General features: G+C 70.5%; 14 protein-coding genes and 1 other RNA gene. 1 reads left to right on the forward strand and 14 read right to left on the reverse strand.

Going from position 1 to position 17,689, the window contains the following annotated elements; genetic code table 11:
- Positions 1-307: 307 nt before the first annotated feature.
- The 12 genes from ACFXOA_RS17170 to ftsE all read right to left on the reverse strand — a co-directional run bounded on the left by ACFXOA_RS17170 (position 308) and on the right by ftsE (position 14,841).
- The gene (locus ACFXOA_RS17170) at positions 308-2,677 is read right to left on the reverse strand and encodes a HelD family protein (RefSeq protein WP_385028352.1); all 2,370 of its coding nucleotides are present in this window, start codon (positions 2,675-2,677) and stop codon (positions 308-310) included.
- A 156-nt stretch (positions 2,678-2,833) separates the two neighbouring features.
- Positions 2,834-3,397: a GNAT family N-acetyltransferase gene (locus ACFXOA_RS17175; RefSeq protein ID WP_385028355.1), complete on the reverse strand. Its 564-nt coding sequence runs from the start codon at positions 3,395-3,397 to the stop codon at positions 2,834-2,836.
- 64 nt (positions 3,398-3,461) lie between these two features.
- Positions 3,462-4,607 (reverse strand): uroporphyrinogen-III synthase, encoded by a 1,146-nt coding sequence (locus tag ACFXOA_RS17180; RefSeq protein WP_385028358.1) that lies wholly within the window; start codon positions 4,605-4,607, stop codon positions 3,462-3,464.
- Between the two features lie 130 nt (positions 4,608-4,737).
- Positions 4,738-6,069 carry a nitrate/nitrite transporter gene (locus ACFXOA_RS17185; RefSeq protein WP_385028361.1) on the reverse strand — a complete coding sequence of 444 codons (1,332 nt, stop codon included), beginning with the start codon at positions 6,067-6,069 and terminating at the stop codon, positions 4,738-4,740.
- Between the two features lie 160 nt (positions 6,070-6,229).
- A complete protein-coding gene (locus ACFXOA_RS17190; RefSeq protein WP_385028364.1) occupies positions 6,230-7,606 on the reverse strand; it encodes an acyltransferase in 1,377 nt (458 codons plus the stop codon).
- On the reverse strand, positions 7,603-9,801 hold the full coding sequence (locus ACFXOA_RS17195) for a glycosyltransferase (RefSeq protein ID WP_385028367.1): 2,199 nt from the start codon (positions 9,799-9,801) through the stop codon (positions 7,603-7,605). Before ACFXOA_RS17195 ends, ACFXOA_RS17190 begins: the two co-directional genes overlap by 4 nt.
- Positions 9,802-10,461 carry a hypothetical protein gene (locus ACFXOA_RS17200; protein ID WP_385028370.1) on the reverse strand — a complete coding sequence of 220 codons (660 nt, stop codon included), beginning with the start codon at positions 10,459-10,461 and terminating at the stop codon, positions 9,802-9,804.
- Positions 10,462-10,902: 441 nt separating this feature from the next.
- Positions 10,903-11,289: a transfer-messenger RNA gene (gene ssrA / locus ACFXOA_RS17205) on the reverse strand.
- A 109-nt stretch (positions 11,290-11,398) separates the two neighbouring features.
- Positions 11,399-11,887, reverse strand: coding sequence for an SsrA-binding protein SmpB (smpB, locus tag ACFXOA_RS17210; RefSeq protein WP_385028373.1), 489 nt, complete (start codon positions 11,885-11,887; stop codon positions 11,399-11,401).
- Between the two features lie 18 nt (positions 11,888-11,905).
- Positions 11,906-13,093, reverse strand: a complete 1,188-nt coding sequence (locus ACFXOA_RS17215; RefSeq protein WP_385028376.1) for a S41 family peptidase — start codon at positions 13,091-13,093, stop codon at positions 11,906-11,908.
- Between the two features lie 68 nt (positions 13,094-13,161).
- On the reverse strand, positions 13,162-14,082 hold the full coding sequence (gene ftsX, locus ACFXOA_RS17220) for a permease-like cell division protein FtsX (RefSeq protein WP_385028379.1): 921 nt from the start codon (positions 14,080-14,082) through the stop codon (positions 13,162-13,164).
- A 69-nt stretch (positions 14,083-14,151) separates the two neighbouring features.
- Entirely contained in the window at positions 14,152-14,841 is a 690-nt protein-coding gene (gene ftsE, locus ACFXOA_RS17225; protein ID WP_362546851.1) for a cell division ATP-binding protein FtsE, read from the reverse strand.
- A gap of 260 nt (positions 14,842-15,101) precedes the next feature.
- On the opposite strand from ftsE, the gene ACFXOA_RS17230 reads away from it, so the two are divergent.
- Positions 15,102-15,293, forward strand: a complete 192-nt coding sequence (locus tag ACFXOA_RS17230) for a hypothetical protein (protein ID WP_385028383.1) — start codon at positions 15,102-15,104, stop codon at positions 15,291-15,293.
- Positions 15,294-15,428: 135 nt separating this feature from the next.
- Here ACFXOA_RS17230 and ACFXOA_RS17235 read toward each other — a convergent pair whose 3' ends face one another.
- Both ACFXOA_RS17235 and prfB read right to left on the reverse strand, forming a co-directional pair.
- Positions 15,429-16,190, reverse strand: coding sequence for a hypothetical protein (locus ACFXOA_RS17235; protein WP_385028386.1), 762 nt, complete (start codon positions 16,188-16,190; stop codon positions 15,429-15,431).
- 364 nt (positions 16,191-16,554) lie between these two features.
- Positions 16,555-17,661 carry a peptide chain release factor 2 gene (prfB, locus tag ACFXOA_RS17240; RefSeq protein ID WP_385028389.1) on the reverse strand — a complete coding sequence of 369 codons (1,107 nt, stop codon included), beginning with the start codon at positions 17,659-17,661 and terminating at the stop codon, positions 16,555-16,557.
- Between the last annotated feature and the right edge of the window lie 28 nt (positions 17,662-17,689).

The raw sequence follows: 17,689 nt of genomic DNA on the forward strand, positions 1-17,689 counted from the left end.
AAAACGGCCGCGGGCCGACGGGCCCCTGGGGTGCGTCCGGACGCGGCGGGAGCGGGCGGCACCCCGGGGAAACAGAAACAGACCCGCGTCACCAGCAGGTGACGCGGGTCTGTCTTCTCACTCAGGTGGCACCGGCCCGCCATGCTCGCCTCGCGGCAAGTGGTCGCTCGTAGCGACGAAGGTTGGGCCCGGGGGCTTGGATCGAACCGGTGCCGCCACCAGGCTAACAAAGACCCCGGAGAAGTGATTCCTGTGCGCCGGGTTGACTCGGAAAAGTCCTCCGTACGCGCGCTCCCCGAGGGCCGCCTCAGTCCCTCAACAGGTCCGGGACCCCGTCCTCGTCCGGCATGTCGCGCTCCCCGGAGACGACGGTGAGCTGTTGCGTCGCACGGGTGAGAGCCACGTAGAGCACCCGCAGTCCCGCCGGGGACTCGTCGGCGATCTCCGCGGGCGAGACGACCACCGTGGCGTCGTACTCCAGGCCCTTGGCCTCCAGGCTGCCCAGCGCGACGACCCGCTCCCCGAGCTCCTCCAGCCAGGAGGCCGCCTCGGCCCTGCGGTCCATCGCGACGACCACACCGACGGTGCCGTCCACCTCGGCGAGCAGCCTGCGCGCCTCCTCGCGGACCGTCGAGGCGAGGTCCCCGCCCCGCACCGTCTCGAAGCGCGGCACCACACCAGTCGAACGCACCGCCGAGGGGGACTCCATCCCCGGCATGGCCAGCGCCAGCACCCTGGCGGCCAGCTCGGCGATCTCGGCCGGGTTGCGGTAGTTCACCGTGAGGGTGAACCGGCGCCGCGGCCGGCTGCCCAGCGCCTCGTCACGGGCCGCAGCCGCCTCGTCCGGGTCGGACCACGAGGACTGCGCGGCGTCCCCGACGATCGTCCAGGTCGCGTGCCGGCCCCTGCGGCCGACCATCCGCCACTGCATCGGTGTCAGGTCCTGCGCCTCGTCGACGATGACGTGGGCGTACTCGGTGCGCTCCGCCGCCAGCCGCTCCGCCCGCTCGCGCTGGGTCTCCTCGCGCTGCGGCATCAGCTCCTCCAGCCCGGTGAGCTGGTCCAGCGGGTCGTACTCGCGCTTCTTCCTCGGCCGGGCCGGGGTGCCCAGCAGCGTCTGGAGCTCGTCCAGGAGCGCGACGTCGTGGACGGAGAGCGGGCCCCTGCCCTGCGCGTCCAGCCGTCTCAGCGAACGGGCGAGGCGGCGCACCTCCCCCTGGTTGAGGATCCGGCGGGACCACTTGCCGAGCCGCCGCTCGTCGGCCATGGCGACCAGTACCTGGCGCGGGGTCAGCTCCGGCCACCAGGCGTCCAGGAAGGTCAGGAAGGGGGTCTCGGTGGACACGTCCTCGTCGAACGACGCACGCAGCTCCGCGACCAGTTCGGGGTCGGTGTAGCGCCCCCGGGCCGACGACTTGTTCCACAGGGCGTCCAGGAGGAGCTTGCGGGCGCGCGGACGCAGCAGATTGACCGGGGCGGTGCCCCCGAGGACGTTGTGCCGGATCCGCCGGAGCTCGTCCGCCTCCAGCTCCAGCCGGCCGCCGAAGGCGACCACACGCAGCCGGGTCGGCGTGGTGGGACCTGAGGGCTCCTCGCCGAGGGCGAGCTGCCCCTCCTGGGAGGCGGGCCGGGGCACCGGCTGTTCGAGGGCGCCCCGGGCTGCCCTGCGCAGGACCTGGAGCATCCGGGACGAGCCCTTGATCCGGGCGACCGAGGGTTCGTCGTAGGTGGTCGCACCCTCCGGGCCGGCCGCCTCGTCGGAGAGCGAGCCGACGGCGCGGATCGCGACCTGGCCCTCCTCGCCGAGCGAGGGGAGCACGCCCTCGGTGTAGGCGACCAGGAGCGGGGTCGGCGAGACCACGAGGATGCCGCCGGAGTAGCGCCGGCGGTCCTGGTACAGGAGGTAGGCGGCCCGGTGCAGGGCGACGGCCGTCTTGCCGGTGCCGGGTCCGCCGGAGACCTCGGTGACGGAGGCCGCGGGTGCCCGGATCACCAGGTCCTGCTCGGCCTGGATCGAGGAGACGATGTCGCGCATCGTGTGGCTGCGGGCCTGGCCGAGCGCGGCCATCAGGGCGCCGTCGCCGACGACGGGCAGCGTCGCGCCGTCGAGGAAGGCGGTCAGCTCCGGGCGCATGAGGTCGTCCTCGACCCCGAGGACCCTGCGGCCCTTGGAGCGGATGACCCGGCGGCGTACGACCCGGCCGGGCTCCTTCGGCGTCGACCGGTAGAACGGCGCGGCGGCCGGTGCCCGCCAGTCGATGACCAGGGGCGCGTAGTCGGCGTCGAGCACTCCTATGCGGCCGATGTGGAGCGTCTCCGCGATCCGGGCGGTGGAGTCCTCCGCCACCGCGTCGTCGGCCGCCTCCACGGAGGTGAAGGCGCCGTCCGGGCCGCGCTCACCGTCTTTGCCGCGGAGCAGGTCGATCCGCCCGAAGAGGAAGTCCTCGAACTCGTTGTTCAGACGGTTGAGATGCACCCCGGCCCGGAAGACCTGGGCATCCCGTTCCGCGAGCGCGCCCGGGGTGCCTACCTGGCCCCGTTTCCCGGCGTCCCGCATGAGAAATTCCGCCTCGTCGATCTTCTCTTCGAGACGGCGGTAGACCCGGTCCAGATGTTCTTGTTCGACACCGATCTCCCGGTCCCGCAACGAATCGACAGCGGCATCCTGCGCGGCCACCGAGGCCCCCTTCTGACGTGCATCGGGCAGCCGTCAACCGTACGCGAAAGTAGGGCCCGGGCGCACCTGCCACCCAGGTCGCGTTTACGCGTCGATCCCCGCCGGCCGCCCGCTGCCGGCGGCGCGGGCGGCTCTTGCCCGCCGGTGCCGAGCCGTTCAGCCCTCCGGAGGACCGTCGTGCAGGATCCGCTGGAACATCCGGTGGTCCCGCCAGGCGCCGTTGATGTGCAGATAGCGCGGCGCGGTGCCGTAGAGCTCGAACCCGGCCTTGGCCAGGACCCGTTGCGAGGCCGCGTTGTCCACGACGGTCCCGGCGGCGATCCGGTGCAGCCCGAGTCCGTCACGGGCCAGCTCGCAGACCCGGCCGACGGCGGCCGTGGCCAGACCCCGGCCCGCCCGGTCCACGTCGATCCAGTAGCCGAGCCGCGCGTTGCGGAACGGGCCGCGCTCGATGGAGGCGAGGGTCATCGCCCCCACGACCAGGTCCTCCTCGTCGGCCAGCACCCAGGGCATGGCGCGTCCCGCGTCACGGTCGGCCAGAAGTCCGGTCAGCCGCGCGGTCTGGCCCTCGGTGGTGTAGAAGACCTCGGGCCGCACGGGCTCCCACTTCCGCATGTGGGCACGGCTGCGGGACAGGGTCACGGCGAACGAGGCCGCGTCGGCGAGTGTGGCGGGCCTCAGGCGGACCCCGTCCGCCAGCGGATGGCTGTCGTCGATCATCCCCGCAGCGTACTGCGCCCGCTTCCGCGGCCTGACAGCCGCTCAGGCCGGGCGGGACCGCCCCTCAGGAACCGTCGTACTTGGAGTCCGCCGAGGGGTCGAGCGCCAGCCGGTAGCCGCGCTTGACGACCGTCTGGATCAGCCGCGGCGCCCCCAGGGACGTGCGCAGCCGTGCCATCGCCGTCTCCACCGCGTGCTCGTCCGTGCCGCCGCCTGGCAGCGACCGCAGCAGATCGGCGCGGGAGACGACCCAGCCCGGTCTGCGGGCCAGGGCCTGCAGCAGGGCCATCCCGGCCGGGGGCACCGGTCGCAGGGCCCCGTCCACCAGCACGGCGTGGCCCCGGATCTCGACGGTGTGACCGGCGACGGGCAGCGTACGGGCACGGGCGGGCAGCTGGGAGCAGAGCACCTGCACGAGCGGGCCGAGCCGGAAGCGTTCCGGCTGGACGGTGTCGATCCCCTTGGCCTGCAGGGGCAGGGCGGTCACCGGGCCCACGCAGGCGCTCAGGACGTCGTGGCTCAGTGCCTCCAGCACCTCGCCGAGCATCCCGCGCGCCTCCGCCCGGTTCAGATAGGACGCCACTGCGGGGGCGCTGGTGAAGGTGAGCGCGTCCAGCCCGCGGGCGACCGTGATGTCGAGCATGCGGTCGAGGGGCGCGATGTCCTCCGGCGGCATCCAGCGGTACACGGGTACGCCGACGACCTCCGCGCCTGCCGCCCGGAGCGACTCCACGAAGCCGGGCAGCGGCTCACCGTGCAGCTGGAGGGCGACCCTGCGGCCCGACACCCCCTCCTCCAGCAGCCGGTCCATGACCTCGGCCATCGACTCGGACTGCGGCGACCATGCCTCGGTCAGGCCGGCGGCCCTGATGGCGCCCTTGACCTTGGGCCCGCGGGCCAGGAGTTCGACCCCCCGGAGCAGATCGAGGAGCCCGTCCCCGATGCCCCAGCCGTCGGCGGCCTCCACCCAGCCCCGGAAGCCGATCGCCGTCGTCGCGATCACGATGTCGGGGGCGTCGCCGATCAGTTCCTTGGTGGCGGCCAGGAGTTCGCTGTCGTCCGCGAGCGGCACGATCCGCAGGGCGGGGGCGTGCAGCACCGAGGCGCCACGGCGCGTGAGGAGTGTTCCCAGCTCCTCCGCCCGACGGGCTGCTGTCACCCCGACCGTGAAGCCCGCCAGGGGCCCGTGCTGTGCGTCGTCGTCGTGCATGGCGTGATACCCGGCTCTCGTCCCGCTGTTGCTCGATGATGCGGAGGACCGAGACTGTCAACAGCTCGTGACAGTTTCGGTCCTCCCGTATTTCCCGCCCGTTACGTCCTGCGACACCCTGTGTCCGCGATCACACCTCGGCGTAGCTGAGCTGCGGCTTCGCGGCGACCTCCGGGGTACGCCGAAGGTATACCGCCCAGGTCAGGCCGAAGCAGACCGCGTAGAAGCCGAGGAAGCACCAGAAGGCCGCCGTGCCCGTGCCCGAGGTCGCGAAGGACTGGCGGAACGCGAGGTTGATGGCGAGGCCGCCGAGCGCCCCGACCGCCCCGATGAGCCCCATGGAGGCACCGGAGAGGCGCCGCCCGTAGGCCGCCGCCTCCTCGCCGCGCAGGCCCTTGGCGAGCCCCTGGGCGTGGAAGATGCCGGGGATCATCTTGAACGTGGATCCGTTGCCGAGGCCGGTCAGGACGAAGAGGGCGATGAAGCCGACGAGGAACACGGGCAGGGACTCGATGCCGGAGGCGTAGACGACGACTCCGGTCGCCGCCGCCATCGCCGCGAAGTTCCACAGGGTCATCCGGGCACCGCCGTAGCGGTCGGCGAGCCAGCCGCCCGCGGGCCGGATGAGGGACCCGAGCAGCGGGCCGATGAAGGTGAGCGAGGCCGCCTGCAGCGGGGTGCGGCCGAACTGCGTCTGCAGGACGAGCCCGAAGGCGAAGCTGTAGCCGATGAACGACCCGAAGGTGCCGATGTACAGCACCGACATGATCCAGGTGTGCCGCTCCCGGACGGCCTGGAGCGCGGCCCCGGTGTCGTTCTGGACGGGCCGGAGGTTGTCCATCCGCAGCACGGCGCCGAGGGCGGCCACCAGGATCAGCGGGATGTACGCCCCGAGCAGGATCCGCGGGTGGGTGGCGCCCGCTGTGCCGATCACCAGCAGGCCGATGAGCTGGACGACCGGTACGCCGATGTTGCCGCCGCCGGCGTTGAGCCCGAGGGCCCAGCCCTTCTTCCGCAGCGGGAAGAAGGCGTTGATGTTCGTCATCGAGGAGGCGAAGTTGCCACCGCCGATACCGGTGAGCGCGGCGACGGCGAGGAACGTGCCGTACGAGGTGCCGGGCTCCATCACCCAGAAGGCCGCGATCGTGGGCACCAGGAGCGAGAGCGCGCTGAAGACGGTCCAGTTGCGCCCGCCGAACAACGCGACCGCGAAGGTGTACGGGACCCGCGCGATGGCGCCCACCAGGGTGGCCGTGGAGATGAGGAAGAACTTCCCCGCCGGGTCGACGCCGTACTCCGGTCCCATGAAGAGGACCATCACGGACCACAGGGACCAGATGGAGAACCCGATGTGCTCCGAGAGGACGGAGAACCACAGGTTCCTGCGGGCGACCTTCTCGCCCGTCTCCCGCCAGAACGTCTCGTCCTCCGGCTCCCACTGCTCGATCCAACGACCGGCCATCACGCGCCTCCACACAGGTCGGGGTGTTGTCCTGCCGACGCTAGGGAGTCCGCGTTTCGGCGCGGTGCCGTGAGGTGACCGGTGCGCAACCTTGCTCTCACTCGGTGCGAGGGGGTGCGGTGAGCCGCGCCCCCGGCTCACCGCACCCCCTCCCGGACCGTCAGGCCCTGCGCCCCCGGGGCGCGCCGTTCGGCCACAGGCGCGGGCGCCGCTTGGCGGCGACGTCCTCCACCCAGCCGAACGCCACGATCGCGAGCCCTATCAGCGGCCAGACCGCGATCAGGACCAGCACCTCGTACGAACGCTCTATGTAAGACCCGAAGGTGTCCCCCAGCCACGGGACGGCCCAGAGCTCGTCCACGAGGTGCGCGGAGGCCATCAGCAGCAGGTTGTGCCAGAGGTAGATCGTCACGGCCCTGTTGTTGGCCAGCGTCACCAGGCTGTCCCAGGCGGCGAACCGGCCGGGGAGCTTCTGCCAGGACGGCGAGTAGACCAGGAGGATCGCGCAGAAGCCGAGCGACCAGGTGGCCTGCGCCAGCGGGATCTCGTCCAGGTTCCAGCCCTCCGCCGTGAGGTGGCCGGAGGCCCACCACAGACCGAAGCCCATGACGATGGCGGCGGACGAGACCGCGAGGTAGCGCGGGATCCGCTTCAGCAGGCCGTCGTGGTGGGCGAAGCCCAGGATCCAGCAGGCGCCGAACACCGCGAAGTCGACGAGACCCTCACCGAAGGTGCCGGGCACCGTCACCAGGCCTGTGCCGATCACGGCGGTCAGGGCGACCGGCGCGAGCAGCGTCGCCCAGGGCAGCCTGCGGAACGCCTTGAGCAGCAGGGGCGAGGCGATGACGAACCAGAGGTAGGCCCGGATGTACCAGAGCGGCCCCGCGGCCTGGTCGGCCCACGACAGTTCCAGCCAGCCTCCGGCGGACCCGTTCTCCTCGGGGTACGGCGGGGAGCCCAGCGGAAGGACGTAGCTGCCCAGCTTGATGAACCACCACAGCCCCTCCTCCCGTACGGGCTTCCAGCTCAGTGCGAACATCACCGGTACGACGACCAGCGAGAACGCCCACATCGGCGGGAGCAGGCGGCGCAGCCGCCCGCGGATGACGCTGCCGGCCGGGCGGCTCAGCGAGCGGGCCATCAGCGACCCGGCCAGGGCGAACATCACGCCCATGGACGGGAACACGACGGTCAGCCAGCCCCACCCGAAGAGATGGAAGCAGACGACCCGGACCAGGGCCACGGCCCTGAGCAGGTCGAGATACCGGTCCCGTCCCGGCTTGGCGGGGGCCGCGGGGGCTTCCTCCCCGGCACCGGCTCCGGTGGTGCGCCCGTCACGGCCCGCGGGCGCGGGGACGGCGACGGGCGTGCCCGTCGCGGGCGGGGTCGCGGTGTACGCAGCGGTGGGCCCGGTGACGGTTCCGGGGAAGGCGCCGCCGCCCTGCTGGGGCGGGGGTGCCCAGGTGGCATCGGGGGCCTGCCAGGAGGCGCCGTCGTAGCCGGTGTCGTACTGCCCTGTCCGGTCTGGGGGTGTCATGCCACCGGCCTCCGGTCCCTGTCCAGGTCCTTGCGACGGCTCTGCGTACCGCCGGGCGCCTCCACCACGCCGGTGCGGCGCAGCTTCTGCCAGCGCAGCCGGCCGCCGGTGAGAGCGGTGATCCACGACTGGAGCAGCACCACGTACATCAGCTGCCGGTAGAGGACCTGCTGGAGCGGGAGCGAGATCAGATGGGTCATGCGTTCCCGGTCCAGCCGGAAGGCGTAGGCGGCGCACACCGCCTGGACCAGCAGGACGCCGAACCACGCGGCGACCGTCTTGCCCGTCGGGCCGAAGACCAGCCCGTACAGGAGGAACACGTCGATGAGGGGTGCCAGCAGCGGCGCCACCACCATGAACAGGGAGACGAACGGCAGTCCCACCCGGCCGAACCGGCCCGAGGGGCCGCGCTCGACGACCGCGCGGCGGTGCTTCCAGATGGCCTGCATCGTGCCGTAGGACCACCGGTAGCGCTGCGACCAGAGCTGCTGCACGGACTCGGGGGCCTCGGTCCAGGCCCGGGCGTTCTCCGCGTAGACGACGCGCCAGCCGTCGCGGTGGAGCGCCATGGTGACGTCGGTGTCCTCGGCGAGGGTGTCCTCGCTCATGCCGCCGATACGGTCCAGCGCGTCCCGACGGAAGGCGCCGACGGCGCCGGGGATGGTCGGCATGCAGCCCAGGAGGTCGTACATGCGCCGGTCGAGGTTGAAGCCCATCACGTACTCGATGTGCTGCCACGCGCCGATCAGCGAGTCCCGGTTGCCCACTTTGGCGTTCCCCGCGACCGCGCCGACCCGGTGGTCCGCGAACGGCTGCACGAGCTCGCGCACGGTGGAGGGCTCGAAGACGGTGTCGCCGTCCATCATCACGACGATGTCGTAACGGGCGTTCCTGATGCCGTTGTTGAGCGCCGCGGGCTTGCCCGCGTTGCGCTGGCGTACGACGCGCACGTTGGGGATCCACATCGCCTCGACGAGGTCGGCGGTGCCGTCCGTCGAGCCGTCGTCGATCACGATGACCTCGATCGGGTAGTCGCTGGCCACCAGGGAACGCACGGTCGCCTCGATGCACTCCCGCTCGTTGTACGCCGGCACGAGGACCGAGACCGGACGGGTGAAGGGCTCGCCCCAGCTGAAGTTCCTCCGGCGGACCTTCCTGGCGTGCAGGAAGGACAGCAGCAGCATCAGCCCGAACCGCACCATGACCAGGACTCCGATGACCGCGAGTCCGACGACCATGACCCCGGTGACGTTCTCGGAGATCTTCACCGCGCCGATGAACGCCTTCCCCTTCCAGAGCGCGAGGCCGGTGACCGGGGTGTGCGCGCTGGGCGCGCCGAGCGCGGCGGTCAGGTTGGTGAAGTCGTAGCCCCGCTCCTGCATCGCCGGCAGGAACGTCCCCAGCGCGGCGACGGTCTGGGACCGGTCGCCTCCGGAGTCGTGCATCAGGATGATGGCGCCCTTGCCGTTGCGGGGTGTGGCGCGCTCGATGATCGCGGGGACACCGGGCCGCTTCCAGTCCTCGCTGTCGGTGTTGTTCACGACGGTGAGGTAGCCGCGGCTGCCGATGTACTGCGTGACCGGCCAGGACTTGTTGTCCATGGCGTCGGAGAACGAGGAGTAGGGAGGCCGGAACAACGAGGTGCGGATGCCCGCGGCGCCCGCCAGCACCAGCTGGTTCTGGGAGAGTTCCCAGTCGATGCGGCTGGTGGACTGGAAGGACAGGTCGGGGTGGTTGAAGGTGTGCAGGCCCACCTCGTGGCCCTCGTCGACCATCCGCTTCACGAGTTCCGGATAGCGGGAGGCCATGGTGCCCGTGACGAAGAAGACCCCGTGGGCGTGGTGCTTCTTCAGCTCGTCCAGCACCCGTGGCGTCCAGACTGGGTCGGGGCCGTCGTCGAAGGTGAGGACGATCTTGCGGTCGGGTATACGGAGGGTCTTGGCGTCCTGGCCCGCCTCACGGGCGTCGATGACCGGGCCGCCGTCGAGGATGTCGTCGGGTACCTGGCTGGTGGGCGCCGGGGCCTGGATGCGGTGGTCGGCGAGGATCTCGCTGTGCACGTATCCACGGAGCATGAGCATGGCGAGCAGGGCCACAAGGAGGAGCGAGGGAAGCAGGTAGCGCATGGGAAGCCTGCGCCGGACGGTCCGCTTCTTCTTCCGGTTGTGCCTGCCCCGTGCGACGGGGGGTGTCATCTACTGAGCGCCTTCTTGTGGTTGCACCGGGGATTCCGAGGGGTCGGGGGACGCCGGAGGGGGCTCCTCCACGGACGGCTCGGGACTGGGGGTCACCGGCGGCTCGCCGGTCGGCGGCACGGCGACCGAGGTGTCGGGCGCCGGAGCCGAGGAGGAGGTGCCCCGGGGCGGCTTGCCGGCGGCCACCGAGGCCGAGGCGCTCGCGCCGGGCCGGGCGGAGGCGGAGCCGGACGCGGCGGAGCCCGACGGCTCGGCCGTCGCACCGGCGGAGGCCGAGGAGGAGGCGCCGGGTGTGGCTCCGGGAGACCGGGAGACGACGTCGTCGCTCGGCGCCGGCCGCACCTCGACGTCCTCGGCGTGCTTCTTCTCCTCCTGCCCGGAGAGCGGCAGCCAGGGGGCGGCGGAGTTCCCTCCCAGTACGGCGACCACGAGGGTCACCGCGTACACGGCGCAGATCGCCGCGAGGACCCAGCCCACACGCCGGTACGTCTTGCTGCGGCGGCCGCTCTCGTCGACGAAGACGGGACCGTCGGACGGATCCGGAGGGCCGGGTTCGACCGGTAGTTCGGACAGCTGACGTCCCAGCCCGTCCAGCTGGACGGTGACGTCGTTCGGCTCATGCGTGTGCCCTGTTCGGGTACCTTCGCGCCAATTTTCCACAGGTGTTCGCACTTCCCCCACTCAATGAAGCAGGTGCGCCTGAATGACTGGAATACAGCTGTCGGACAGGGCCCCCACCCTGCCTGAGCCTCACTCGCCACCGTGCACCTGAGGCACTGAATGTAGCGCACGGCGGACGCACCGACCCCGGTATCACCTGTTGTTCACCAATGGTGACGTATCGGTGACGAAACGATGCTAGAGGGCCGCGAGTTGGGTGCCTCGGGCTACCGAACCGCCGTGCGGCCGCACGCGCATCCGCACCCGGGCGGCGGAGGCGGGGAAGGCTTTTCCGCCACCCGCCCCGACGCCCGCCGGGCGCGGTGCCCGGCCGGCGCCCCGCCCGGCCGGCGCCCCGCCCGACGCCGGGCGCCGGGCGCCGGGCGCACAAGAACGAGGACCCCGCTGCCGGTGGCAACGGGGTCCTCGTTCACATGGGAATTGTGGAGATGGCGGGAATCGAACCCGCGTCCAACGGTGCGGAACCAGGGCTTCTCCGAGTGCAGTTCGCTACGCTTTTCTCGGCCCCGGAGGTCACGCGAACAAGCCTCCGACAGGCCCAGTCACTGTTTGATTTCCTTCAGAACCCCGTGACCGGGCTCAGAAGTTTAGATCCCTTGATGATGCCAGGATCCGGGTCGGGATCACCCCCGGGCTGACACTCCGCAGAGTCTTCGCTAGCTGCTAATTAGGCAGCAAGGGCGAAGGCGGAGGAATCGCGCTTGGAATTGGCGATTATTGGTTGCGACATATGGTTTACGAGATCATTGCCGCTTCCTCGACTCGCTTCCCCTGCTTCGACATCCGCTGTCGAAACCGATCATCCCCATGTTGTTTTATCAATGCGCGCACCCGCTGTGAGGTGCAGGACCCATCGTACGTGACCGACGCACGCCGATGCCACCGTATTTCCGGCGGCTCCTGCCGGGACCGGCGCTCAGGCCTGGCGCTGGCGCCGGCGGGCGGCCGCGATCGCGCGGTTCGTCTCCCGCGTGTCCTGCTTCTCGCGCAGCGTCTGCCGCTTGTCGAACTCCTTCTTGCCCTTCGCGAGCGCGATCTCGATCTTGACGCGGCCGTCCTTGAAGTACAGGGCCAGCGGCACGATGGTGTGCCCCGTCTCCTGGGACTTGGACTCCAGCTTGTCGATCTCGGCCCGGTGCAGGAGCAGCTTGCGCTTGCGCTTGGCCGAGTGGTTCGTCCAGGTGCCCTGCACGTACTCCGGCACGTGGATGTTGTGCAGCCACGCCTCGTGGTCGTCGATCTGGACGAAGCCGTCGACCAGCGACGCCCTGCCCATCCGCAGCGACTTGACCTCCGTGCCCATGAGCACGAGACCGCACTCGTAGGTGTCGAGGACGTGGTAGTCGTGCCGCGCCTTCTTGTTCTGGGCGATCATCTTGCGCCCGGTGTCTTTTTCCTTGGCCATAGTGCGGTCATTTTCGCACTACGACCCACCCCCGAGGCCACTCAATACCGACTCGCCCCTCCGCAGGGCCTCGGAACCGGCCCCGACGTCCGGGGTGATCCCGCTCCCCTCGACGCTGCGGCCCGCCGGGGTGCGGTAGTGCCCCACGGTCAGCTCGGCCACCGAACCCCCCGGAAGCCTGCTAGGCATCTGGACGGAGCCCTTGCCGAAGGTGCGTGAGCCCACGGTCACCGCCCTGCCCCGGTCCTGCAGGGCTCCGGTGAGGAGCTCGGCCGCGCTCATCGTCCCCCCGTCGACCAGGACGACCACCGGCCGTTCCGTGTCCCCGCCGGGATCGGCGTAGAGGGCACGCTGCTTCCCGTGCACGTCGTAGGTGGCGACGAGCCCGCCGTCCAGGAAGGCGGAGGACGCGGTGACGGCCTCCGTGACGAGGCCGCCCGAGTTGGCCCGGAGGTCCAGCAGGATGCCCGCGTCCCCCGGTGCGCCGGCCACCGCGTCACGGACGGCGGTCCCCGTACCCCGGGTGAAGGCGGCGACCTTGATCAGTACGGCCGACGAGCCGTCGCGCCCGAGGCGCCGGACGCTCACGGGATCGGTACTGAGCCGCGCCCTGTGCAGGGTCGTCGTCCAGGAACGGCTGCCCCGGCTCAGCCCGAGGACCACGGCGGACCCCGCGGCGGCCTCGGTCCGGTCCCCTCTGAGCGACGCCACCACGTCGGCGACCGGGCGTCCCCCCACGGGGCGGCCGTCGACGCTGCGCAGCAGATCACCCTTGCGCACGCCCGCCCGCGCGGCCGGGCCGCCGGACCTGACCCCCGTGACGACGACGTCACCGCGGACCGAGCGGCGGGCGGAGACGCCTACACCGGTGTAGGAGCCTCCGAGCGCCTGCTCGAGTTCCTCGTACTCCCGCTCGTCGTAGACGGCTCCCCAGCGGTCACCGCTGCGGCTGACGACCTCCTCGGCCGCCTCGGTCCCGGACTTCCCGTCGGCCTCGGCGTCGGCGGCCGCGTCCGCGATCTCCTCACGGTCCACGGAACCGACGGTGGAGGACACCGCACGGGTCCTTATCTCGGTGCCGGAGTCCTCGTCCCGCGGCAGGGAGCCGGTGGCGGCCGCGGTGGCGAGCACACCGGCGAACACCAGCGTCAGGGCCGCCCCGCGGCGGAAACCGCGGGGTTCCAAATGGTGCGTAAGGCCCGTCATGGGGCCGAGTGTAGGACAACGCCCCGCGCGCTCAGGGCCCGTTGGCCGTAAGCGCGACGGGGCGCTCGTCACACCTTCAGGTACTTGCGCAACGCGAACAGAGCGGCAACAGCGGGCATCAGCAGACCGATCGCCAGGACAAGCGGAAGCTTCGTGAGCACCGCCTCCCAGCCGATGAAGTCGATCAGGTTCAGCTTGTCCTGGAGGGAGAGTCCGGCGTCGATCAGGAAGTACCGGGCGGCGATCAGGAGCCCGCAGGCGAGCACTCCGCCGATCAGGCCCGCGAACGCGGCCTCCATGATGAACGGCGTCTGGATGTAGAAACCGGAGGCCCCCACCAGCCGCATGATGCCCGTCTCGCGCCTTCGGCTGAACGCCGATACGCGGACGGTGTTCACGATGAGCATCAGGGCGATGACCAGCATCAGCCCCATCAGGAAGAGCGCGGCGACGTTCATGCCGTTCATCAGCCCGAAGAGGTTGTCGAGGATGCCCCGCTGGTCCTGCACGGACTGCACCCCGTCACGGCCCGCGAAGGCCGTCGCGACCACCTTGTACTTCTGCGGGTCCTTCAGCTTGACCCGGAACGACTCCTGCATCTGGTCCGGCGTGATGTTGCCGGCCATCGGCGAGTCGCCGAACTGCTCCTGGTAGTGCTTGTACGCCTCGTCGACCGTCTCGAAGAGGACCGGCTTCTCGACGGCCTCCATCTTCTCGAGGTCGGCCTTGATCTCCTTCTTCTGCTCCACCGTGACGGCACCCTTGGCGCACTTGGGCACGTCCTTGGCGTCGTTCTTGTTGCAGAGGAAGATCGAGACGTTGACCTTGTCGTACCAGTAGGTCTTCATCGAGCTGACCTGCTCGCGCATCAACAGCGCACCGCCGAACAGGGCGAGCGAGAGGGCGACGGAGACCACGACGGCGAAGGTCATCGTGAGGTTGCGACGAAGACCGACCCCGATCTCCGACAGGACGAACTGGGCGCGCATGGCGTCCTTTCAGTACTCGATGCTCGTGCAGAGGCGCGGAGGCCGGCGGAGCGGGCCGCCGGGCCCCTCTCAGTGCTGGTAGCCGTAGACGCCGCGTGCCTGGTCACGCACCAGACGGCCCTGCTCGAGCTCGATGACGCGCTTGCGCATCTGGTCGACGATGTTCTGGTCGTGGGTCGCCATGATCACGGTGGTGCCGGTCCGGTTGATCCGGTCCAGCAGCTTCATGATGCCCACGGAGGTCTGCGGGTCCAGGTTCCCGGTCGGCTCGTCCGCGATCAGCAGCATGGGGCGGTTGACGAACGCCCTGGCGATCGCGACGCGTTGCTGCTCACCACCGGAGAGCTCGCCGGGCATCCGGTCCTCCTTGCCCCCGAGCCCGACGAGGTCGAGGACCTGCGGCACGGCCTTGCGGATCTCGCCGCGCGGCTTGCCGATGACCTCCTGCGCGAAGGCCACGTTCTCGGCGACGGTCTTGTTCGGCAGGAGACGGAAGTCCTGGAACACCGTGCCCAGCTGGCGGCGCATCTGCGGCACCTTCCAGTTGGACAGCCGCGCGAGGTCCTTGCCGAGCACGTGGACCATGCCCGTACTGGCTCGCTCCTCGCGGAGGATGAGCCGCATGAAGGTGGACTTGCCGGAGCCGGAGGAGCCCACCAGGAAGACGAACTCACCCTTCTCGATGTCGAGTGAGACGTCCCGGAGCGCCGGACGGCTCTGCTTCGGGTAGGTCTTGGAGACGTTGTCGAATCGGATCACGGATGCACCACGGTCGGCCGGGGGTAGGTGAGCGTGACCATACGCGACCCGGGTGAGCGCGTGCAGTCGGCGTCCTTCAATGAGGGATTTGTGACGGAACGCGACGGGGAACGAAACGGGGCGTGCCGGACCTCGCCCGGTGGGCCGCGCCGAAATCGCCCCGAGCTGGCACAGTGGAAGGGGGAACGGTCGCGTTTCCCTGAGCGTTGTGCGGAGAGAACGTGAACAAGCGGCTCCGCCGCGCGGGAGGAGGACTGCGCATGACCTATGACCGTTTGGTGTGCGCGAACTGCGCGGCGCCCGTGAGCGAGGGCCGCTGCCATGTCTGCCGCGCGAGCCGGGAGCGCATGCAGGAGCAGGGCATGTTCGCGGGGCTCAGCCCGGCGATGCTGATAGCTCTGATGGTGATCCTCGTGGCCGCCCTGGCCCTGCTGGCGCACCAGGCCGTCTGAGCCCGGAGAGCGCCGCCCCGGGTGTGCGAGCGGTCCCAGGTGTACGCGTGCGGCCGCAGGAGCGGCTCCGGCGCGCGAAAGGGCCCAGGAGGCCGTGAAGACTCTCCCGGGCCCTTCAGCGTGCGCTCAGAGGCGTCAGGCCGCCGTACGGCCGCCGCCCGCCAGGCGCGGCAGGATACGGAAGCCGATGCCGCCGGCGATCATCGTGGCGGCGCCGACCAGCAGGAACGTGGTCTCGGCCGCACCGGTCTCGGCGAGCTCGTCCTTGCCCTTGCCCTGCTCGACCGGCTGGTTGCCGACGCTGTCCGTGTCGGTGTTGTCGTCGGGGTAGACCGGGTCGACACCCTCGCCCGAGCCTCCGGTGACAGAGCCATCGGACCCATCGGCCGGAGGCTTCTGCGTGGGCTCATCGGTCGGCGGATTCGGGTTCTCGCCACCCGGGTTCTCCCCGCCCGGGTTCTCGCCACCCGGGTTCTCCCCACCCGGGTTCTCGCCACCCGGGTTCTCGCCACCCGGGTTCTCGCCACCCGGGTTCTCGCCACCCGGGTTCTCGCCACCCGGGTCTTCCCCGCCCGGGTTCTCCCCGCCCGGGTCCTCGCCGCCCGGGTTCTCCCCGCCCGGGTCCTCGCCGCCCGGGTCTTCCCCGCCCGGGTTGTTCGGGTCTTCGCCGCCCGGGTTGTTCGGGTCCCCCCCGCCCGGGTTGTTCGGGTCCTCGTCACCCGGGTTGTTCGGGTCCTCGCCAGCCGGGTTCGTCGAGTTCGGCGCCTCGTTGACCGCACCGAACAGGTCCCCGATGCCTACCGCCTGCGCCGCGCCCGCGGCCGTCAGGGAGGCACCCGCTGCGATAACCGCGGCTGCGGCTATCCGCGCGACGCGGATCCGCGTCTTCTTCGTCATCTGTTGCTACCCCCAGTAGCTGTCTCGTCGATGGAGCAGCCATATGCGGTCCTCGGCCCTGCGGGGGCGTGCGCGGTCGCACGTCTCGCAGGGCCACGCATCACCGTGGTCATCCCGCCCCCCGTTCACACCTGTCCCAGACATACGTGTGCTGCCCTAGCACCCTGTCCAGAGACACCGACCACGTCAAGGATGTTCCGGCGGTATTCGCGTCGCTATGGGTGTTCTTGACGGCTATTCGGAATCACGACTGTGACGCATTCGCCACACATTCCCCCCAACTCCCCTGCTGCCGCCCCGTGGTGGGACGCCGAAGGCCCGGACAGGATTTCCTGTCCGGGCCTTCGGAGGCTTGCCGCGAGTACTACTTCTCGCTCTGCTTGCGCCAGCGGATACCCGCCTCGATGAAGCCGTCGATCTCTCCGCCGAAGACCGCCTCGGGGTTGCCGAGTTCGAACTCGGTACGCAGGTCCTTGACCATCTGGTACGGGTGCAGGACGTACGAACGCATCTGGTTGCCCCAGGAGTTGCCGCCGTCGCCCTTGAGCGCGTTCATCTTGGCCTGCTCCTCCTGGCGGCGGCGCTCGAGGAGCTTCGCCTGGAGGACGTTCATCGCGGACGCCTTGTTCTGGATCTGCGAGCGCTCGTTCTGGCAGGAGACGACGATGCCGGTCGGCAGGTGGGTCAGGCGGACCGCGGAGTCGGTGGTGTTGACGCCCTGGCCACCGGGACCCGAGGAGCGGTACACGTCCACCCGGAGCTCCGACTCGTCGATCTCGACGTGGTCGGTCTGCTCGACGACCGGCAGCACCTCGACACCCGCGAAGGACGTCTGGCGCCGGCCCTGGTTGTCGAACGGGGAGATGCGCACCAGGCGGTGCGTGCCCTGCTCCACGGAGAGGGTGCCGTAGGCGTACGGGACCTCGACGGCGAAGGTGGTCGACTTGATGCCGGCCTCTTCGGCGTACGCGGTCTCGTAGACCTCGGTCTTGTAGTTGTGCCGCTCGGCCCAGCGGAGGTACATGCGCTGGAGCTTCTCGGCGAAGTCCGCCGCGTCGACGCCGCCGGCCTCGGCCCGGATGGTCACCAGGGCCTCACGCGCGTCGTACTCGCCGGAGAGGAGGGTGCGGACCTCCATCTCGTCGAGCGCCTTGCGGACGGATTCGAGCTCCGCCTCGGCCTCGGCCAGCGTGTCGGCATCGCCCTCGTCCTCGGCGAGCTCGAAGAGGACTCCGAGATCGTCGATTCGGCTCCGCAGGGCCTCGGCCTTGCGGACCTCGGCCTGGAGGTGCGAAAGCTTGCTGGTGATCTTCTGCGCCGCCTCCGGGTCGTCCCAGAGGGACGGCGCCGCCGCCTGCTCCTCGAGCGCGGCGATGTCGGCCCTCAGCGCATCCAGGTCCAGGACGGCCTCGATCGACCCCATGGTCGAGGAGAGGGACTTCAGCTCTTCGGAAATATCGACGACTGCCACGGGTCCAGCGTAACGGCTGGACGAGTGA

The sequence above is a fragment of the Streptomyces sp. NPDC059166 genome (genome assembly GCF_042755185.1).
Taxonomy (GTDB): Bacteria; Actinomycetota; Actinomycetes; order Streptomycetales; family Streptomycetaceae; genus Streptomyces.